A 17,877-nucleotide genomic window follows, 5' to 3' on the forward strand; every position below is an offset into this window, starting at 1 on the left:
CCGCCCGTCGCGGTCGCGGCGGGCGGGGGCCGTCATTGGTCATTCCATCATCGCCAACAATACGGAGCACATCATGAGCAACAAGGCCGTCATCAACACCGACCAGGCGCCCGCCGCTATCGGCCCCTATTCCCAGGCCATCAAGGCCGGCAACACCGTCTATCTCTCCGGCCAGATCCCCCTGGACCCGGCCACCATGGAAATCGTCTCCGATGATTTCGAGGCCCAGGCCCGCCAGGTGTTCACCAACCTCAAGGCCGTCTGCGAGGAGGCCGCCGGCGGCCTCAAGGACGTGGTCAAGCTCAACCTCTACCTGGTAGACCTGGACAACTTCGCCATCGTCAACAGCATCATGGAGGAGTTCTTCGACGCGCCCTACCCGGCCCGCGCCGCCGTCGGCGTCAAGGCCCTGCCCAAGGGTAGCCAGGTCGAGGCGGAGGCCGTGCTGGTCATCGGCGACTGATCGATTCCCCGCCCAAGAGCAACGATGCCATGCGCCTGTTTCTGGCCCTGGTACCGCCGCCGGCCCTGCGCCGGCGGCTCGGCGTTCTGGCCGAGGCCGCCCGGGCCCAGTGCGGCGGCCGTCGGATGCCGGACGACAGTCTGCACCTGACGCTGGCTTTCCTCGGCGAACAGCCCGCCGAACGCGCCACCGCCATCGGCGACTGGCTGGCGGGCATCACCCTGCTGCCCGGCCGCTGGCGGCTCGAGCGCTGGGGCCAGTTCCGTCGGCCCGGCATCGTCTGGGTCGGTGGGGCTGAATCCGATCCGGCACTGGCGAGCCTGCAACGCCAGCTCTGGGACGGCCTGGAGCGACTCGGCGCCGGGCCGCGCCCCGGGCACTTCGCGCCCCACATCACCCTGCTGCGCAAGGCGATGCTGCCCTCGGCGGCGGAACTGCCCGCCGTTTCCCTGACATGGGACTACACTCAGGTTGAGCTAATACAGTCAACGATCACGCATGACGGCAGCCACTACCGCTGCCTCGCGCGAACGGCTCATCCCGCTTAGGGTATTGAACCGCGCCAGGTCGCCGATCGCCGCCTCGCGCGCACGGTTCGACCCGAGGAGTCGCCATGTCGCCCAGAGTCTTCGCCCTGACCGGCCTGCTACTCGGCAGCCTGGCCGCCGCACACGCCAACGCCGCCCCCGCGGTCGAGCTGGGGAGCACCAGCGAGGGCACGACGGCGGTGAGCATCACGCTCGACACCGTTATCGCCCTGGATCGCCTGCATCCCGCCCTCGACCTGCGCCTCGCCACCGGGCTGCTGTGGCTGCCGGGGCATCATCGTCACGACAACCTCGCCTGGCGACTGACCCCGGCCCTGCGCTATGGCTTCGCCGGGGGGCGGGCCTATGTGGAGGCCGGCGTGGGGGGCGCCCTGTTCCTCGAGACGCGGCACGAGGATCGCGACCTGTCCACCTCCTTCCAGTTCGAGGATCGCCTGGCGGCGGGGGTCCGGCTCGACCGGGGCGGCGAGCTGGGGGTCGGCCTCAGTCACTATTCCAACGCCAGCCTCGACCGGCCCAATGACGGCTTCGAGGTCTACTCGCTGAGCTATCGCCTGGCCCTCTGAATCAGGCTCGACGGCACCGCTCAAGTCGTCGGCTGCAGGTAGCCCCCCTCGCGGAGCACCTGGGCATAGCCTTCGCGGAAGCTCGGGTAGCGGAAACGATAGCCGCTCTCGAGCAAGCGGCGATTGTCGCAGCGCTTGCTGGCGCGGCGACGCAGCGGCGACTGGATGGTCTCGGTGGCCTCGACCTTGAGCTGCTTGGCCAGCCAGGCCATGACGTCGTGGAGGGGGGCCGGCTCGCAGTCGCTGGCCAGGTACAGCTCGTGCAGGGCCTCGCCGGCCAGGGCCTGGTCGATGAAGTGGGCCAGCACGCCGGCGCAGTCGTCGCGATGGATGCGGTTGGAGTACATGGCCGGCGTGGCGGCGGCGATGCGCCCCTCACCCACCTGGCGGATCAGCCGATCGCGGCCCGGCCCGTAGATCCCGGAGAAACGCACCGCGGTGCCGGGCAGCGCGTGGTCGGCCAGCGTCTGCTCGGCCTCGCGCATCAGCAGCCCGGAGAAGCCGGTGGGCACGGTGGGGCTGTCCTCGTCGACCACCTCGCCTTCCCGCTGGGCATAGACGCTGGTGGAGGACACGAAGAAGACGTACCGCGGCGGCTGGCGGCGCGCGCCGAATTCGTCCAGTACCGCCTTGAGGCCGTCCGGGTAGGCGGCGCGGTAGGCCGCCTCCTCGAAGCGGTCGGCACTGACGACATAGACCAGGATGTCGGCATCCGGCAGCTCGGCCAGGGCCGCCGCGTCGTTGAGGTCCGCCGACACGCCCTCCAGGCCACTCTCGGCCAATCTGCCGGCATCGCGGCGCACCCCGATCACCCTCTGCCCGGACGCCTTGAGCTCGCGTCCCAGCGTCGTTCCGATGTCTCCACAGCCCAGAATCAGCGTCGTCGTCTTCACCTTTCCTTCGCCCCCTGATAAAAAGTCCCTATGACCCGATTGGGGTGCCCTATGGATGGGGCCCGTGACACACAGCACTAGCGAGGAAGCCCCGGCACCGAAATGACTCTAACAGAACTCCGTTACATCGTAACCCTGGCCCAGGAACGCCACTTCGGCCGCGCCGCCGAGCGTTGCTTCGTGTCGCAGCCGACCCTATCGGTGGCGGTCAAGAAGCTCGAGGAGGAGCTCGGCGTGGCGCTGTTCGAGCGCTCGAAATCCACCGTCCAGGTCACCCCGCTGGGCGAGAAGATCGTCGAGCAGGCCCAGCGCGTGCTGGAGCAGAGCAGCGTGATCAAGGAGCTAGCCACCGCCGGGCGAGACCAGCTGGCGAGCCCGCTGCGCATCGGCGCGATCTACACCATCGGCCCCTACCTGTTCCCGCATCTGGTGCCGGAACTCACCCGTCGCGCCTCCCAGATGCCGCTCTACATCGAGGAAGGCTTCACCGGCGAGCTGCGACGCAAGCTGCGCAGCGGCGAGCTCGACGCCATCATCGTTGCGCTGCCGTTCACCGAGACCGACGTGGTGACCAAGTCGCTGTACGAGGAGGCCTTCGAGGTGCTGATGCCGGCCGACCATCCCTGGACCGAGCGATCGTCCATCGACAAGGAAGCCCTGCTCGACGAGCGGCTGCTGCTGCTCGGCGAAGGCCACTGCTTCCGCGACCAGATCCTCGAGGCCTGCCCGGCCATCAGCCAGAAGCTCAACAGCCCCCACAACACCCTGACCGCCGAGGGCGGCTCGCTGGAGACCATCCGCCACATGGTGGCCTCGCGGCTGGGCGTCACCGTGCTGCCCCGTTCGGCGATCGGCACCGGCCACTACGAGAGCGGCCTGCTGACCAGCCGGCCCTTCACCCCCCCGGGTCCGGGGCGCACCGTGGCCATCGCCTGGCGCGCCAGCTTCCCGCGGCCCCAGGCCATCGACGCGGTCACCGAGGCCATCGCCCACTGCCGCGCGGCTGAGCCCGAGACGGCATGAGCGGCCTCGACGCCCCCGTCACGGACCTCAAGGGCGTCGGTGAGGCGCTGGCCCAGAAGCTGGCCAGGCTGCGTATCGAGGCCGTCGCCGACCTGCTGTTCCATCTGCCGCTGCGCTACCAGGACCGCACCCGCATCACCCCCGTCGCCGGCCTCAGGTCCGGCGACGAGGCCGTGGTCGAGGGCGAGGTCATGGCGGCCGACGTGGTGCGCGGCCGGCGCCGCAGCCTGCTGGTGCGGCTGCGCGACGGTTCCGGCATCCTCAGCCTGCGCTTCTTTCACTTCTCGCCGGCCCAGCAGCAGCAGTTCCGCCCCGGGGCCCGGGTGCGCGCCTTCGGCGAGGCTCGGGCCGGGGCCACCGGGCTCGAGCTCTATCATCCGGAGTATCGCCTGCTCGGCGAGGGTGCGCCGCCGGTGGAGGACCACCTGACGCCCCTCTATCCGACCACCGAGGGCCTCCACCAGACGCGCCTGCGGGCGCTGATCGACCAGGCCCTGGCCCGGCTGGACGCGGCCCCCGAGGCACTGCCGGAGTGGCTCCCCGAGCCGCTGCGGCGGCGCTTCGGGCTGCCCGAGCTGCACGGCTGCCTACGCGCGCTGCATCACCCGGCCCCCGATGCCGATCCCGAGGCGCTGGCCGGGGGCCAGCATCCGGCCGTGCGGCGCCTGGCCCTGGAGGAACTGCTGGCCCACCAGCTGAGCCTGCGCGAGGTGCGCCTGCGCATCCAGGAGGACGGCGCCCCCCCGCTGCCCGACGGACGCGGCCTGCAGGCGCGCTTCCTCACCCAGCTACCGTTCTCGCTGACCGCCGCCCAGCGCCGGGTGCTCGACGAGCTACGCGCCGACCTGGCCGAGCAGCGCCCGATGCTGCGCCTGGTGCAGGGCGACGTGGGCTCGGGCAAGACCGTGGTCGCCGCCATGGCGGCGCTGTCGGCCATCGCCGGCGGCTGCCAGGCGGCGATGATGGCGCCCACCGAGATCCTCGCCGAACAGCACTATCGCGCCTTCAAGGCCTGGTTCGAGCCGCTCGGCATCGAGGTCGCCTGGCTGGCCGGCAAGCTCAAGGGCAAGGCGCGGCTCGACGCCAAGGCGGCGATCCTCGACGGCCGGGCGCAGATGGTGATCGGCACCCATGCGCTGTTCCAGGGCGACGTGCACTTCGAGCGCCTGGGCCTGGCGATCATCGACGAGCAGCACCGCTTCGGCGTTCACCAGCGCCTGGCGCTGCGCGAGAAGGGCGAGGCCGGCGGCCTGACGCCCCACCAGCTGGTGATGACCGCCACGCCGATTCCGCGCACCCTGGCGATGAGCGCCTATGCCGACCTGGACGTCTCGGTGATCGACGAGCTGCCGCCGGGGCGCACCCCGGTGAAGACGGTGGTGGTGCCCGACGAGCGCCGCCCCGAGGTGGTCGCGAGGATCCGCCACGCCTGCGCCGAGGGCCGCCAGGCCTATTGGGTGTGCACCCTGATCGAGGAGTCCGAGGCGCTGCAGTGTCAGGCCGCCGAGGCCACCCGCGACGAACTGGTGGAGGCGCTGCCGGAGCTCGCCGTGGGCCTGGTCCACGGGCGCATGAAGGCCGCCGAGAAGGCCGAGGTCATGGCGGCCTTCAAGGCCGGCGAGCTGGACCTGCTGGTCGCCACCACGGTGATCGAGGTCGGCGTCGACGTACCCAACGCCAGCCTGATGATCATCGAGAACCCCGAGCGGCTGGGGCTCTCCCAGCTGCACCAGCTGCGCGGCCGGGTCGGCCGCGGCGCCACCGAAAGCTTCTGCGTGCTGCTCTATCATCCGCCGCTGTCGGAGCACTCGCGCAAGCGCCTGACGGTGATGCGCGAGACCACCGACGGCTTTCGCATCGCCGAACAGGACCTGGAGATCCGCGGCCCCGGCGAGGTACTGGGCACCCGCCAGACCGGTCTGGCGCAGATGAAGATCGCCGACCTGGAGCGCGACGCCGACCTGCTGGCAAAGATCTCGCCGCTGGCCGAGGCGCTGTTGGCCGAGCACCCCGAGGCCAGCCGACCGCTGATCCGTCGCTGGCTGGGCGAGGAAGCCGGGCGGTACGGGCAGGTCTAGCCTTAAGCTGCGGGCTGCGGGCTGCGGGCTGCGGGCTCGCAGTCGACTGCTCGAAGCTCATGGCCCGAAGCCCGTCGCTCACGAGCGGCACAGCCGCGTCTTACAAGTGCTTGAGCAGCCCCTGCAGGCGCTCGAGGTCCTTGGCATCGCCGACCAGCCGCACATGGCCGGCCATCATGCCGTCGAGGAAGGCCTTCTGGGTGGGCTTGCGGAGTATCTGCACCGCGCTGTCCGCGTCATCGAAACGCAGCTCCAGGTCGAGATCCACCGGTAGCCCGGACCCGGTCTCGATGGCTCGGGGCGACATCCGATAGTGGCGCGCGATGCGCAGATCCTCGGTGGCGATGCCCCAGTCGAGGCCCCGCAGTTCGGCCATGCGCTCGCGGAAGGCGGGCTTGCGCCTGAGGGCACGCTTGAGCAGCACGCCCAATACCCAGAGCATCACGCGTAGCTTCATGTCGAATCCGTTCGTGAGGAGGGAGGGAAGCGCGGCCCGCCGAACGGGCCGCGTCGCGTCTCACTTGGAGACGGCGTCCTTGAGCCCCTTGCCGGGCTTGAAGGCCACGGTCTTGCTGGCCGGGATGGTCAGGGGTTGGCCGGTCTGGGGGTTCTTGCCGGTGCGGGCGGCACGCTCGCGCACGGTGAAGGTACCGAAGCCGATCAGCGACACGTCCTTGCCGCCGGATACGCTGCCGGTGATCTCGTCGAGAATGACGTTCAGCACCTGGCTGGCCTTGTCCTTGGAAAGATCGGCACGCTCGGCGATCGCCGCGGCGAGTTCAGGTTTGCGCATACAGCCCTCCTGGTTTTGACATCCTGCCGATGGTCCCATCGGCCTCGTTATTGTACGCAGTGATGGTGAGGTGTTGCTCCACTCGCATGCGGCCCGGTCGAGCGCCGTCGTCGGCCCGCCCGAGGGAGCGGCATGCGAATGACGCCATGGTGCAACGCCGCTGCCTCGCCGGAAATCGGGGGCGCCGTCGTTGACGTCACTAGCCTAGCAATGGCGGTGCAGCCCGCGCCAGTTCGACTTTCCGACGTACGCAGGCGCCTGTCAACGCAAATCCAATCAAACGTCCGTCCTCGTCCTCGGCCAGGGCGGCGAGATCGCCGGCCTCGCCCTCGATCCGCCAGCGGGCGGGCGCCTCGGCGGGCGGCAGCGAGACCACCGGCAGCAAGGGCGTCTTCACCAGCACCGGCCAGGGGCCATAGCGCACCGCGGTGGGCTCGCCGTCGAGGGTGGCGGCCAGCGCCCTGGCGCCGGCCTGCAACGGCTGGACGTACATGGCGTTGATGCCGTCGACGCAGGCCACGTCGCCCAGCGCATGGATGCCCGGCGCCGAGGTCGCGAGATAGCGATCGACGCGGATACCGGCCGGCCCCACCGACAGGCCCGCCGCCTCGGCGAGCCGGGTGCGCGGGCGCAGCCCGGTGGCCACCAGCACCAGGTCCGCCTCCAGGGTCTGGCCGTCGTCCAGCCCCAGGCCCACCCGGCCGCCGGCCTCTGCCAGCGCCTCGACCAGGCGTCCGGTATGCAGGGCGATGCCGGCCTCGACGAAGGCCTCGCCCAGGGCGCGCCCCAGCGGCTCGGGGAGCAGCCGCGGCAGCGGGGCCGATTCCGGGGCGACCAGCTCGACCCGATGGCCGCCGGCGGCCAGGTCGTTGGCGAACTCGCAGCCCACCAGGCCGATGCCGACGACGGCCACCCGGGCCGGCCGCCCGAGCGCCGCCAGGGCGGCGTGGAAGGCGCGATAGTCGTCGAGGTCGTTGATGGTGTGAACCCGGCCGGCCAGCGCCTCGGGAATCGCGAACGGCGGTTCGGGCACGGCACCGGTGGCCAGCACCAGTTCCCCGTAGGCCAGGCGCTCGGTGCCGATGGTAAGCGTCCTGGCGGCGGGGTCGATGGCCTCGACCCGGGTCCGGGTCCGCATCACCACGCCGAGCTGCTCGGCCGCGTCCAGGGCGCTACGCGCCGCCAGGCGCTCGGGGGGCAGGCGCTTGGCGAAGCCGGTGGAGAGCAGCGGCTTCGAATAATCGTCGCCGCCGTCGGCGGTGATCAGGGTCATGGCGCGCTCGGGCTGCCGGGCCCGGACCTGGCGCGCCAGGCCCAGTCCGGCCATGCCGGAGCCGATGATGGTCAGGGGAGCGGTCATGGGGTTCCTCGCTGCGCGGGGCGCGACGGCCCGCCGGGGGGCCGCCACGGGATGGCCTGTCGGCGCGACATGGTACACTAGCCGCCCCCTGGATTGGACGCGGAGTAGTACGGTGAATCACGGCCCGGCCCTCGCCCCCCGATGGCGCCCCCTGGCGGCGGCTCGCCCCGCTATGAGCGCGGCCTGGTGGCGCTGGGTCGCCTCCCGGGACTCGCTAACCCTGCGCCTGACCGAGGCCGGGGCGCCGCGCCGCTTCCGGGTGCGCCTGCTCGACCAGCGCCTGGGCCGGCCGCGTCGCGACGAGGCCCTGGCGCTGGGCATTCCCCCCACGCGCCGGGTCTGGCTGCGCGAGGTGTCCCTGTGCCTCGACGACCACCCCTGGGTGATGGCGCGCTCGGTGGCGCCGCTGCACCGCCTGCGCGGCCAGCGGCTCGAGCGCCTGGGCGAGCGTTCGCTGGGTCATTGGCTGTTCCGCCAGCCGGACCTGGTGCGAGGCCCCATCGAGGTCAGCGCCGACCCGGCCCCCGGGCGCGGCGCGCCGGGCCCCTGGGGCCGCCGTTCGGTGCTGCGTCACGGCCGCTTCGCGGTGCTGGTCCAGGAGTTCTTCCTCGACGCCATGGCGGATGACCTGGCGCTTCCGGCACGATAGGCTGCGTCTGAAACCCCTGTCGTCCGACCCGACCCTTCGAGAAGAGACCCGCATGGAACGTACCCTGATGCGCCCCAGGGGGCTGACCCGGCTACCCGATTTCCTGCACCTGACCCGCCTCGACCGCCCCATCGGCACCTGGCTGCTGATGTGGCCGACGCTATGGGCGCTGTGGGTGGCCACCGCGGGCCTCCCCGAGCGTCGGCTGCTGCTGATCTTCGTCGCCGGGGTCTACCTGATGCGCGCCGCGGGCTGCGTGGTCAACGACTACGCCGACCGCCACTTCGACGGCCACGTCAAGCGCACCAGGGACCGCCCGCTGGCCACCGGGCGCATCAGCGAGGGCGAGGCCAAGGCGCTGTTCGCGACCCTGGTGCTGGCGGCCTTCGCCCTGGTGTGGCTCACCAACCCCTTCACCGTGATGCTGTCGGTGGGCGGCGTGATCCTGGCCTTCGTCTACCCCTTCATGAAGCGCTACACCCATTTCCCCCAGGTGGTGCTGGGGGCGGCCTTCTCCTGGGCGATCCCCATGGCCTTCGGCGCGGTGCTCGGCCACCTGCCCCTGGAGGCGTGGCTGCTGTTCGCCGCCAACGTGCTGTGGACCGTGGCCTACGACACCGAGTACGCCATGGTCGACCGGGACGACGATCTCAGGATCGGCATCAAGTCCACCGCGGTGCTGTTCGGCCGCGCCGACAAGTTGATCATCGGCCTGCTGCAGCTGGCGACCCTGGCGCTGCTGGCCTGGGCCGGCCAGCGCCTCGGGCTGGGCGGCTTCTTCTGGCTGGGGCTCGCCGCCATGGCGGCCACCTTCGTGCACCAGCAGCGGCTGATCCGCCACCGGGAGCGCGAGCGCTGCTTCCAGGCCTTCCTCAACAATCACTGGTCGGGACTGCTGGTATTCGCCGGCATCGCGCTCTCGCTGTGGCCCGGCGTCGGCGGCTGAAGCCCGCCGAGCCGAGGGCGACAGGCGGCGGCTGTCACGGTATTGTCACAAGGACATGCTGTCATCGTCACCAACCTGTCATTGACCTTGACCATGAGGCCCCGGGATGACCGCCAAGACCGTACTGATCGTCGATGATGAGGCGCCGATCCGCGAGATGATCGCCGTGGCGCTGGAGATGGCCGACTATCGCGTCCTCGAGGCGGACAATGCCCAGACCGCCCACGCCATGGTCGTCGACCACCAGCCCGACCTGGTGCTGCTGGACTGGATGATGCCCGGCACCAGCGGCATCGAGCTTGCCCGCCGGCTCAAGCGCGAGGAGAGCACCGCCGAGCTACCGATCATCATGCTCACCGCCAAGGGCGAGGAGGACAACAAGATCCAGGGGCTCGACGCCGGGGCCGACGACTACATCACCAAGCCCTTCTCGCCACGGGAACTGGTGGCGCGGCTCAAGGCGGTGCTGCGCCGGGCCACGCCGCGGGGCGTCGAGGACCCGGTGGAGGTCGACGGGCTGATGCTCGACCCGGTCAGCCACCGGGTCAGCGTCGACGGCCGGTCGCTGGAGATCGGCCCCACCGAGTACCGCCTGCTGCAGTTCTTCATGACCCACCAGGAGCGCGCCTACACCCGCGGCCAGCTGCTCGACCAGGTGTGGGGCGGCAACGTCTACGTCGAGGAGCGCACCGTGGACGTGCACATCCGCCGCCTGCGCAAGGCCCTGGGCGAACCGCACCAGCAGCTGATCCAGACCGTGCGCGGTACCGGCTACCGCTTCTCCACCAAGGGCTGACGTGGGCCGGCTGTGGCGACGCGAACTGTGGCGGCTGGGGGCCCTAGTGGCCGCCGGCGCCCTGGTCGGCTGGCCCTTCGCCCTGGTCGGCGCCGGCATCGCCGTGGCGCTGGGCCTGTATCTCTTCTACCACCTGCGCCAGCTGCGCGCCCTGCAGGAATGGCTGACCCATCACCCTCATGACGAGCCCCCGGCGGCCTCGGGGCTGTGGGGCGAGCTGTTCGACCGCCTGTATCGCTACCAGAAGGGCCAGCGCATCACCCAGCGGCGGCTGCGCGATACCCTGAGGCGCATCCAGGAGTCCTCGGAGGCCATGCGCGACAGCGTGGTGATGCTCGACCGCCATGGCGACATGGAGTGGTGGAACAGCGCCGCCGAGCGCATGCTGGGCCTGCAGCCGGCCCACGACCGCGGTCAGCACATCACCAACCTGCTGCGCGACCCGCGCTTCGTCGACTACTTCCATGCCCGGGCCTACAGCGAGCCGCTGACCCTGTCGTCGCCGATCGACGAGAACATGATCCTGCAGTTCCAGATCACCCTGTACGGCGACGACGAGCGACTGCTGATGGCCCGCGACATCACCCGCCTGCACCGCCTCGAGCAGATGCGCCGCGACTTCGTGGCCAACGTCTCCCACGAGCTGCGCACCCCGCTCACCGTGCTGGCGGGCTATCTCGAGACCTACGGCGACATGGCCGAGCTGCTGCCCGAGCGGCTCGCCCGGGGCATCGGGCAGATGCAGAGCCAGACCCAGCGCATGCAGAACCTGGTCAACGACCTGCTGCTGCTGTCGCGGCTGGAGAACGACCGTGGCGGCCAGGACGACGTTCGCCTGGACCCGGCCAGCCTGCTCGAGGCGGTGCGCCGCGACGCCGAGGCGCTGTCCGACGGCCGGCACCGGCTCGAGGTCGAGGTCGAGGAGCCCCGCGGCCTGCTCGGCTCGGAGAAGGAACTGCACAGCGCCGTCTCCAACCTGGCCTTCAACGCCGTGCGCTACGCCGGCGAGGACAGCCGCATCGTGCTGCGCTGGCGCCCCTGGCAGGACGGCGCCTGCCTGGAGGTGGAAGACGACGGCGAGGGCATCGACCCGCTGCACATCCCGCGGCTCACCGAACGCTTCTACCGGGTCGACAAGGGGCGCAGCACCGCTACCGGCGGCACCGGCCTGGGGCTCGCCATCGTCAAGCACGTGCTGCTGCGCCACGATGCCCGGCTGGAGATCGACTCGCGGCTCGGCGAGGGCGCCACCTTCCGCTGCGTCTTCCCCGCCGAGCGCCTGACCGCGGCCGCCGCGGGGGAGGAGCCGGCCGTGGGCCTGCCCCGATCCGGCAACGCTCGCTGATTCGGCGCCCGTCCCCGCGCGACTATCCACAACCCGACGCGGGCCGCCGACTGTGGATAAGCCGGCGCTCTGTCTTTACCGTGCCGGCGGCGTCGCCCGGCCGGCGTCGGGCGTCAGGACACGATAGTGTTCCTCCCACATCAGCACCGCCCCGGCCACCGCGCCGGGCAGCAGGAAGAGGTTGGCCAGCGGTAGCCAGGTGATCAGCATCACCCAGCCGCCGTAGGTGAGCGTCGGCCAGCGCCGCGCCGCGAGCCGGCGGCGCATGTCGGCGAAGGTCACCTGGTTGTTGTCCATGGGGTAGTCGAGGTAGGTGACCGCCACCATCCACGCCGTGAACAGCAGCCACAGCAGCGGGGCGGCCAGGTTGAGCAGCGGGATCCAGCCGATCACGAACAGCGCCAGCATGCGCGGCAGGATATAGCCCAGCTTGACCAGCTCGCGGCCCAGGGCGTCGACGCCGGTGCGCACCAGGCCGCGATCGTCCAGCGGCGGCCGACCGGTGACCTCGCGCTCGACCCTCTCGGCCAGCAGGCCGTAGAAGGGCGCGGCGATCAGCTGCGTCACCAGGGTGAAGCTGAAGAACACCATCAGCCCCAGGCTGAGCACGAACAGCGGCCAGATCAGCCACGACAGCCAGTCGAGCCAGCCCGGCACCATGGCCATCCAGCCATCCAGCCAGCCGCCGAAGTGGGTGAGCACATAGCTCAGCATGGCCGCGTAGACCACCAGGTTGGCCAGGATCGGCAGGAACACGTAGCGGCGCAGGCCGGGGGTATAGACCAGGCGGGTCCCCCGGGACAGCGCCGTGAAGGCATCCAGCATCGGTGTCATTTCCTCCGTACACGACGACGTCGGCCGTCGCCAGGGGCGACGGCCGACTCATAGACAGCGCCGGACGACCGCGGTTCAGCGATCGCCGTGCACCTCGTCGCCGAGATCTTCCGGGTCCGTGTGGCGGATGTCGAGTCCCTTGACCAGATAGATCACGTATTCGGCCAGATTGTTGGCGTGGTCGCCGACGCGCTCCAGGGCGCGCAGGATCCACATGATGCCGAGCACCGGCGAGATCGACCGGGCGTCCTCCATCATGAAGGTCATCAGCGAGCGCATGGCGGACCGGTACTCGCTGTCGACCTGGTCGTCCTCCTGGACCACCTGCATCGCCAGCTCGGTATCGAAACGGGCGAAGGCGGTCAGGGAGTCGCGCACCATCCTGCGCACGTGCTCGCTGATGATGCGCACCTCGACGAAGCCGCGGCTGCCGTTGTGGCTCTCGACCAGTTCCAGGGCATTGCGGGCGATCTTGCTGGCCTCGTCGCCGATGCGCTCCAGGTCGGAGGCGGCGCGGATCACCGCCAGCACCAGGCGCAGGTCGGAGGCGGCGGGCTGGCGGCGGGCCAGTACCCGGGTGCACTCGTCGTCGATCTTGATCTGCATGTCGTTGACGGCGCGGTCGTTGTCGACGACCCGCTCGGCCAGGGCGGAGTCGCCGTCGAGCAGCGAGCGGACCGCGTCCTGCACCTGCTTCTCGACCAGGCCGCCCATGGCCATCAGGTGGGTCTTGAGCTCCTCGAGCTCATGATTGAACTGCCGCGAGATATGCTGGCTGTGGATATCGCTGGTGATGTCCATGAGACTCTCCTGAGGGCGCAGGCGTCAGGCCATGCGTCCGGTGATGTAGTTCTCGGTGCGCCTCAGGCGCGGATTGGTGAACAGGGTGTCGGTGGGGGCGTACTCCACCAGTTCGCCGTCCTGCAGGAAGGCGGTGTAGTCCGAGACCCGCGCCGCCTGCTGCATGTTGTGGGTGACCAGCACCAGGGTCAGGCTCGACTTCAGGTTGCGGATCAGCTCCTCCACCTTGAGCGTCGAGATCGGGTCCAGGGCCGAGGCCGGCTCGTCGAGCAACAGCACCTCGGGCCCCACCGCCAGGGTGCGGGCGATCACCAGGCGCTGCTGCTGGCCGCCGGACAGCGACCAGGCGGAGGCCTGGAGCCGGTCCTTCACCTCTTCCCAGAGGGCCGCCGAGCGCAGCGACCACTCGACGATATCGTCGATGCGGCGCTTGCGCAGCCCGCCCTGCAGCCGCAGCCCGAAGGCCACGTTGTCGTAGATCGACATCGGGAAGGGGTTGGGCGCCTGGAACACCATTCCCACCCGCCGGCGCAGCTCGGCCACCGCCACCTCGGGGGCATGGATGTCCTGCCCCTCGAGGCGAATCTCGCCCTCCCGGTGCACGTCCTCGTTGAGGTCGTGCAACCGGTTGAGGGCGCGCAGCAAGGTCGACTTGCCGCATCCCGAGGGGCCGATGAAGGCGGTGACCCGGTGACGCGGCACCCGCAGCGTCAGGTCGCGCAGCGCCGGCTTGTCGCCGTAGCGCAGCCCGAAGCCCGAGACCTCCAGGCAGGAGGCCTCGGGCGTAAAGTCGACGAAGGCTCCGCGCCGCGGAGCCGGGTCCCGCTTGACCGGCATCGCATACCCCTCGGTGCCACGGCCTCGTCTCAGTGCCGCGAGAGGCTGCCGTGGCGTGATCTGAGATGATGCCGCAGAAATATTGCAGTCAGGTTAAGCACCAGGATCACCACCACCAGCAGCAGCGCCGTGGCATAGACCAGCGGCATCGCCGCCTGGACATCGTTACCGTGGAAGGCGGCGTCGAAGATGTGGTAGCCCAGATGCATGAACTTCCTCTCAAGATGCAGGAAGGGAAACTCGCCGTCCACCGGCACCTGGGGCGCCAGCTTGGCCACCCCCACCAGCATCAGCGGTGCCACCTCGCCGGCGGCCCGGGCCACCGCCAGGATCACCCCGGTGAGCATCGCCGGCATGGCCATCGGCAGCACCACCCGGGTCAGCATCTCCAGGCGCGTCGCGCCCAGCGCCAGGGCCCCCTCGCGCTGGCGGTCGGGAATCCGCGCCAGCCCCTCTTCAGTGGCCACGATCACCACCGGCAGGGTCAGCAGCGCCAGGGTCAGCGAGGCCCACAGCAGGCCGCCGGTGCCGAAGGTCGGCGAAGGCAGCGAGTCCTCGAAGAACCACTGGTCCAGGTGGCCGCCGAGGCCGTAGACGAACACCCCCAGGCCGAACACCCCATAGACGATGGAGGGGACACCGGCCAGGTTGCGCACGCCGATGCGCACCAACCGGGTGAGGCGTCCCTGATGGGCCACCTCGTTGAGGTAGACCGCCGCCAGCACGCCAAAGGGGGTGACCACCAGCGACATCAGCATCACCAGCAGGACGGTGCCGAAGATCGCCGGCCAGACGCCGCCCTCGGCGTTGGCCGCCCGCGGCCCGTCCGACAGGAAGCGCCACACGCCCTCGCCCCAGGCGGCGAGCTTGGCGCCGGGCCCCATGGCGTTGGGGCGAAGCGCGCGCAACACCTCCTCGGCGGGCTGGCGCAGGCGCCGGCCATCGGCGCTCTCCAGCACCAGGATGTCCCCCGCCATGGCCTCGCGCAGCTCACGGATCCGCGCCTGGACGTCCGCCAGGGCGCGGGAGGTCCCGGGGCGCTCGCCCTGGGCCTCGATCTGCCGGGCCAGGGGCAGCAGCGCCTCTTCGCGTAGCCGCTCGATCGCCTCGCGCTGGCGCTCGAAGACCGCCAGTCGTGCCTGCAGGGCCTGCCAGGCCGCCGCGCCCTCGCGGCGCTCCCCCTCGGCGGGCGACCAGGCCACCAGCCGCCCCACGAAGGCGCCCCAGCGGTCGCGCTCCAGCGTCACCAGGTCGCGGGGATGGGCCAGCGTCTCGATGTCCGCCACCGGCACCCAGGTCCAGATGGCGCCGTCCAGGTCGCGATTGTCGGTGCGATACAGCCGCTCCTCGCCCTCGCCACCGGGCAACGGCACCTGCTTCACCGCGCGACCGGCCAGGGTGCGGCCGTCGGTCAGGGTCAGCTGGGCCAGGTCGCCGGGCCAGAAATGCCCCAGCCCCCGCGTGGCCAGCAGCCCCAGCAGCAGCCCCAGCAGCAGCACCGACAGCGACACGCTGCCGGCGGCCAGCCAGGCCCAGGGCCCTTCGCCCCGGGGCAGCCGGGCGCGAGACGCACGCCGCCATGGCCACCTCATGAGGGATCCCCCAGACGCCGGTAGCGCCGCCGCAGCCGGGTCCGGACCACCTCGGCCAGGGTGTTGACCAGGAAGGTGAAGGCGAACAGCAGCAGCGCGGCCAGCAGCAGCAGCCGATAGTGGGTGCCCCCCGGGGCGGCCTCGGGCAGTTCGATAGCGATGCTGGCGGCCATCGAGCGCAGGCCGTCGAGGGGGCTGGCGGTCATCAGGGCGGTATTGCCGCTGGCCATCAGCACGATCATGGTCTCGCCCACGGCGCGCCCGGCGCCGATCATCACCGCCGACAGCACGCCCGGGGCCGCGGCGGGCAGCACCACCCGCCACAGGGTCTGCCAGCGCGTCGCCCCGAGCGCCTGGGCGCCCTCGGCGAGGCTCGCGGGCACCCCGGACAGGGCGTCCTCGGCCAGGGCATAGATGCTCGGCATCACCGCGAAGCCCATGGCCATGCCGACGATGATGGCATTGCGGTTGGCATAGTCGAGCCCCAGGCTGGTGGCCAGCCAGTGGCGCAGATCGCCGTCGAACCACCAGGCCTCCAGCCCGGGCGCCAGCCAGCGCGCCGCGAGCCACAGCAGGCATAGCCAGGGCAGCAGCCACAGCGCCGACCAGCCCAGCGGCAGGCGGTTCCTGAGCCCCGCAGGCAGCCGGTTCCACAGCGCCCCGCCGAGCAGCAGCCCGGGGGGCAGCAGCAGCAGCAGGGTCAGGCCCAAGCCCAGGTGGCGCTCCAGCCAGGGCGCCAGCACCAGGCCGGCGATAAAGCCGATGACCACCCCGGGCAGGGCCTCCATCAGCTCCAGGGTCGGCTTGAGGTGGGCGCGCAGCCGGCGCGCCATGAACAGCGACGAGTGGGCGGCCGCGCCGAGCGCCAGGGGCACGGCGATCATCAGCGACCAGGCCGCCGCCTCCAGCGTGCCCCAGGCCAGCGGCGCCATGCCGAAGCGCGGCCCGGGATCGCCCGCGGGCAGGGCCGGCTGCCAGCGCTGGCCGGGGGACTCCAGAGCGGCATAGTCCTGGGGCAACCACAGGGATTCGACGCTCACCGCCGGCGCCTCGCCGGACGACGGCCAGAACAGCGGCAGCACCTCCACCACCAGGAACACCCCGATCGCCATCACCGCGGCGATCACGCCGATGCCACCGGCGGTGATCAGGGCGGTGCCGAGGCGGTCACGGCCCTGTCTCAGGCGGCGTCGCAACAGCGGGGAGGGGGAAGGTTCGTGCATGATGGACGGCGGCACTCGTGGGGGTAGCGGAACGATACGACATTGTCGTGACAATCGGGTGACAGTGTCACCCTCCGTCGCCGACCAAGCCGAGCCGCCGCCGCTGCCGGGCCAGCGACGACGCCGACAGCGAGGCGAAGCCGAGCTCGTCGACCACCTCCTGCCCCTGCTCGGACAGCACCAGCTCGAGAAAGGCGCGCTCGGCGGGCGGCAACGACTCGCCCGGCGGCCGATTGACGTAGAGGCGCAGCTGCCGGACCAGGGGATAGGCGCCGCTGCGTACCGAGTCGGGATCCGGGGCATGCAGGCGCCCCGCGCCGTCGCGCAGGGGCACCGCCCGCACGCTGGGCGTCAGGTGATTGAGGCCGGCATAGCCGATGGCCAGGGGATCGTCGGCCACCGCGGCCACCACCGCGGCCGAGCCGGGATGCTCGTTGACCTCGGGCCGGAAGCTGCCGCCGCACAGCGCCTCGCGACGAAAGAGCCCGTGGGTGCCGGAGACGGCATTGCGGCCATGCAGCACGATGCGCCCGGCGGGCCGCTCGAGCCCCAGGTCCCGCCAGCGACGAAGGCCCTGGGCGGCCCCGCAGCGCCGGGACTCGGAGAAGATGGCATCGAGCTGGCGACGCGACAGGCTCGTCAGCGGGTTGTGACGCTGCACCACCACCACCAGGGCATCCTGCGCCACCACCACCGCCTGGGGCGGATAGCCATGGCGCTCCACGAAGGCCTCGCGCTCGGCCGGGTCCATGGGCCGCGACATGGGGCCCACCAGGGTGGTCCCGGCGGTCAGGGCCGGCGGCGCACTGGCCGAACCGCTGGCCTGGAGCTGCAGCCGCAGCCCCGGGTAGCGTCGTCCCAGCAGTTCGCCCCAGCGCAGCATCAGGCCGGCCATGGTATCGGAGCCCACGGTGTCCAGGGTGCCGAGGTGGTGGTCGGCCGTGGCCGGGGCGCTTCCGGCGGCGGCCAGCACCAGCAGCCAGACCGTCAGGTATCGTCGAAGGGATCGCAGCATGCTGTCTCCTACCGCGGTGGCGGGGCGCACAGGCGCGGCTCACAAGGGTGGAGTGGCCACTCCCTTGGCGTTTATGATGATTCACCGATCTCGGGCCGCAGCGGCCCTCCCGCGA

Annotated in this window: 19 protein-coding genes; 9 read left to right on the forward strand and 10 right to left on the reverse strand. The window is 71.0% G+C overall.

The window, feature by feature from the left end:
• Window positions 1–73: 73 nt before the first annotated feature.
• The 3 genes from ACXAFN_RS11705 (at window position 74) to ACXAFN_RS11715 (ending at window position 1,577) form a co-directional block, all read left to right on the forward strand.
• The gene (locus ACXAFN_RS11705) at window positions 74–463 is read left to right on the forward strand and encodes a RidA family protein (RefSeq protein WP_474988875.1); all 390 of its coding nucleotides are present in this window, start codon (window positions 74–76) and stop codon (window positions 461–463) included.
• Window positions 464–492: 29 nt separating this feature from the next.
• Window positions 493–1,011: an RNA 2',3'-cyclic phosphodiesterase gene (thpR, locus tag ACXAFN_RS11710; RefSeq protein ID WP_474988877.1), complete on the forward strand. Its 519-nt coding sequence runs from the start codon at window positions 493–495 to the stop codon at window positions 1,009–1,011.
• A gap of 65 nt (window positions 1,012–1,076) precedes the next feature.
• A complete protein-coding gene (locus ACXAFN_RS11715) occupies window positions 1,077–1,577 on the forward strand; it encodes an acyloxyacyl hydrolase (RefSeq protein ID WP_474988878.1) in 501 nt (166 codons plus the stop codon).
• A 20-nt stretch (window positions 1,578–1,597) separates the two neighbouring features.
• On the opposite strand, the gene ACXAFN_RS11720 is transcribed toward ACXAFN_RS11715, so the two are convergent.
• Window positions 1,598–2,470: an SDR family oxidoreductase gene (locus tag ACXAFN_RS11720; RefSeq protein ID WP_474988880.1), complete on the reverse strand. Its 873-nt coding sequence runs from the start codon at window positions 2,468–2,470 to the stop codon at window positions 1,598–1,600.
• A 102-nt stretch (window positions 2,471–2,572) separates the two neighbouring features.
• On the opposite strand from ACXAFN_RS11720, the gene ACXAFN_RS11725 reads away from it, so the two are divergent.
• Together ACXAFN_RS11725 and recG are read left to right on the forward strand one after the other, a co-directional pair.
• Window positions 2,573–3,493: a hydrogen peroxide-inducible genes activator gene (locus ACXAFN_RS11725; RefSeq protein WP_474988881.1), complete on the forward strand. Its 921-nt coding sequence runs from the start codon at window positions 2,573–2,575 to the stop codon at window positions 3,491–3,493.
• Complete coding sequence (gene recG / locus ACXAFN_RS11730; RefSeq protein ID WP_474988883.1) at window positions 3,490–5,571, forward strand: ATP-dependent DNA helicase RecG; 2,082 nt, start codon at window positions 3,490–3,492, stop codon at window positions 5,569–5,571. The genes ACXAFN_RS11725 and recG overlap by 4 nt, the downstream gene beginning before the upstream one ends.
• 100 nt (window positions 5,572–5,671) lie before the next feature.
• Here recG and ACXAFN_RS11735 read toward each other — a convergent pair whose 3' ends face one another.
• The 3 genes from ACXAFN_RS11735 to ACXAFN_RS11745 all read right to left on the reverse strand — a co-directional run bounded on the left by ACXAFN_RS11735 (window position 5,672) and on the right by ACXAFN_RS11745 (window position 7,724).
• Complete coding sequence (locus tag ACXAFN_RS11735) at window positions 5,672–6,028, reverse strand: hypothetical protein (protein ID WP_474988885.1); 357 nt, start codon at window positions 6,026–6,028, stop codon at window positions 5,672–5,674.
• A 60-nt stretch (window positions 6,029–6,088) separates the two neighbouring features.
• Window positions 6,089–6,364 (reverse strand): HU family DNA-binding protein, encoded by a 276-nt coding sequence (locus ACXAFN_RS11740; protein ID WP_394589948.1) that lies wholly within the window; start codon window positions 6,362–6,364, stop codon window positions 6,089–6,091.
• Window positions 6,365–6,563: 199 nt separating this feature from the next.
• Window positions 6,564–7,724 carry an NAD(P)/FAD-dependent oxidoreductase gene (locus ACXAFN_RS11745; RefSeq protein ID WP_474988887.1) on the reverse strand — a complete coding sequence of 387 codons (1,161 nt, stop codon included), beginning with the start codon at window positions 7,722–7,724 and terminating at the stop codon, window positions 6,564–6,566.
• Window positions 7,725–7,896: 172 nt separating this feature from the next.
• Between ACXAFN_RS11745 and ACXAFN_RS11750 the strand changes: the two genes are divergently transcribed.
• The 4 genes from ACXAFN_RS11750 to phoR all read left to right on the forward strand — a co-directional run bounded on the left by ACXAFN_RS11750 (window position 7,897) and on the right by phoR (window position 11,460).
• Window positions 7,897–8,373 carry a chorismate--pyruvate lyase family protein gene (locus tag ACXAFN_RS11750; protein WP_474989101.1) on the forward strand — a complete coding sequence of 159 codons (477 nt, stop codon included), beginning with the start codon at window positions 7,897–7,899 and terminating at the stop codon, window positions 8,371–8,373.
• A gap of 52 nt (window positions 8,374–8,425) precedes the next feature.
• On the forward strand, window positions 8,426–9,319 hold the full coding sequence (gene ubiA / locus ACXAFN_RS11755) for a 4-hydroxybenzoate octaprenyltransferase (RefSeq protein ID WP_474988889.1): 894 nt from the start codon (window positions 8,426–8,428) through the stop codon (window positions 9,317–9,319).
• A gap of 106 nt (window positions 9,320–9,425) precedes the next feature.
• Entirely contained in the window at window positions 9,426–10,115 is a 690-nt protein-coding gene (gene phoB / locus ACXAFN_RS11760; protein WP_474988891.1) for a phosphate regulon transcriptional regulator PhoB, read from the forward strand.
• Between the two features lies 1 nt (window position 10,116).
• Complete coding sequence (gene phoR / locus ACXAFN_RS11765; protein ID WP_474988893.1) at window positions 10,117–11,460, forward strand: phosphate regulon sensor histidine kinase PhoR; 1,344 nt, start codon at window positions 10,117–10,119, stop codon at window positions 11,458–11,460.
• A 75-nt stretch (window positions 11,461–11,535) separates the two neighbouring features.
• Here the strand turns inward: phoR and cysZ are convergent, their stop codons facing one another.
• The 6 genes from cysZ to ACXAFN_RS11795 form a co-directional block, all read right to left on the reverse strand.
• Window positions 11,536–12,285: a sulfate transporter CysZ gene (gene cysZ, locus ACXAFN_RS11770; protein ID WP_474988895.1), complete on the reverse strand. Its 750-nt coding sequence runs from the start codon at window positions 12,283–12,285 to the stop codon at window positions 11,536–11,538.
• Window positions 12,286–12,369: 84 nt separating this feature from the next.
• On the reverse strand, window positions 12,370–13,095 hold the full coding sequence (gene phoU, locus ACXAFN_RS11775; protein WP_474988897.1) for a phosphate signaling complex protein PhoU: 726 nt from the start codon (window positions 13,093–13,095) through the stop codon (window positions 12,370–12,372).
• A gap of 24 nt (window positions 13,096–13,119) precedes the next feature.
• Window positions 13,120–13,932: a phosphate ABC transporter ATP-binding protein PstB gene (pstB, locus tag ACXAFN_RS11780; protein WP_474988899.1), complete on the reverse strand. Its 813-nt coding sequence runs from the start codon at window positions 13,930–13,932 to the stop codon at window positions 13,120–13,122.
• A gap of 29 nt (window positions 13,933–13,961) precedes the next feature.
• Complete coding sequence (gene pstA, locus ACXAFN_RS11785; protein WP_474988901.1) at window positions 13,962–15,524, reverse strand: phosphate ABC transporter permease PstA; 1,563 nt, start codon at window positions 15,522–15,524, stop codon at window positions 13,962–13,964.
• Window positions 15,521–16,747: an ABC transporter permease subunit gene (locus tag ACXAFN_RS11790; RefSeq protein ID WP_474988902.1), complete on the reverse strand. Its 1,227-nt coding sequence runs from the start codon at window positions 16,745–16,747 to the stop codon at window positions 15,521–15,523. Before ACXAFN_RS11790 ends, pstA begins: the two co-directional genes overlap by 4 nt.
• 67 nt (window positions 16,748–16,814) lie before the next feature.
• Complete coding sequence (locus ACXAFN_RS11795; RefSeq protein WP_474988904.1) at window positions 16,815–17,762, reverse strand: PstS family phosphate ABC transporter substrate-binding protein; 948 nt, start codon at window positions 17,760–17,762, stop codon at window positions 16,815–16,817.
• Window positions 17,763–17,877: the final 115 nt, after the last annotated feature.

Source organism: Halomonas sp. ABH4_019 (genome assembly GCF_056159885.1).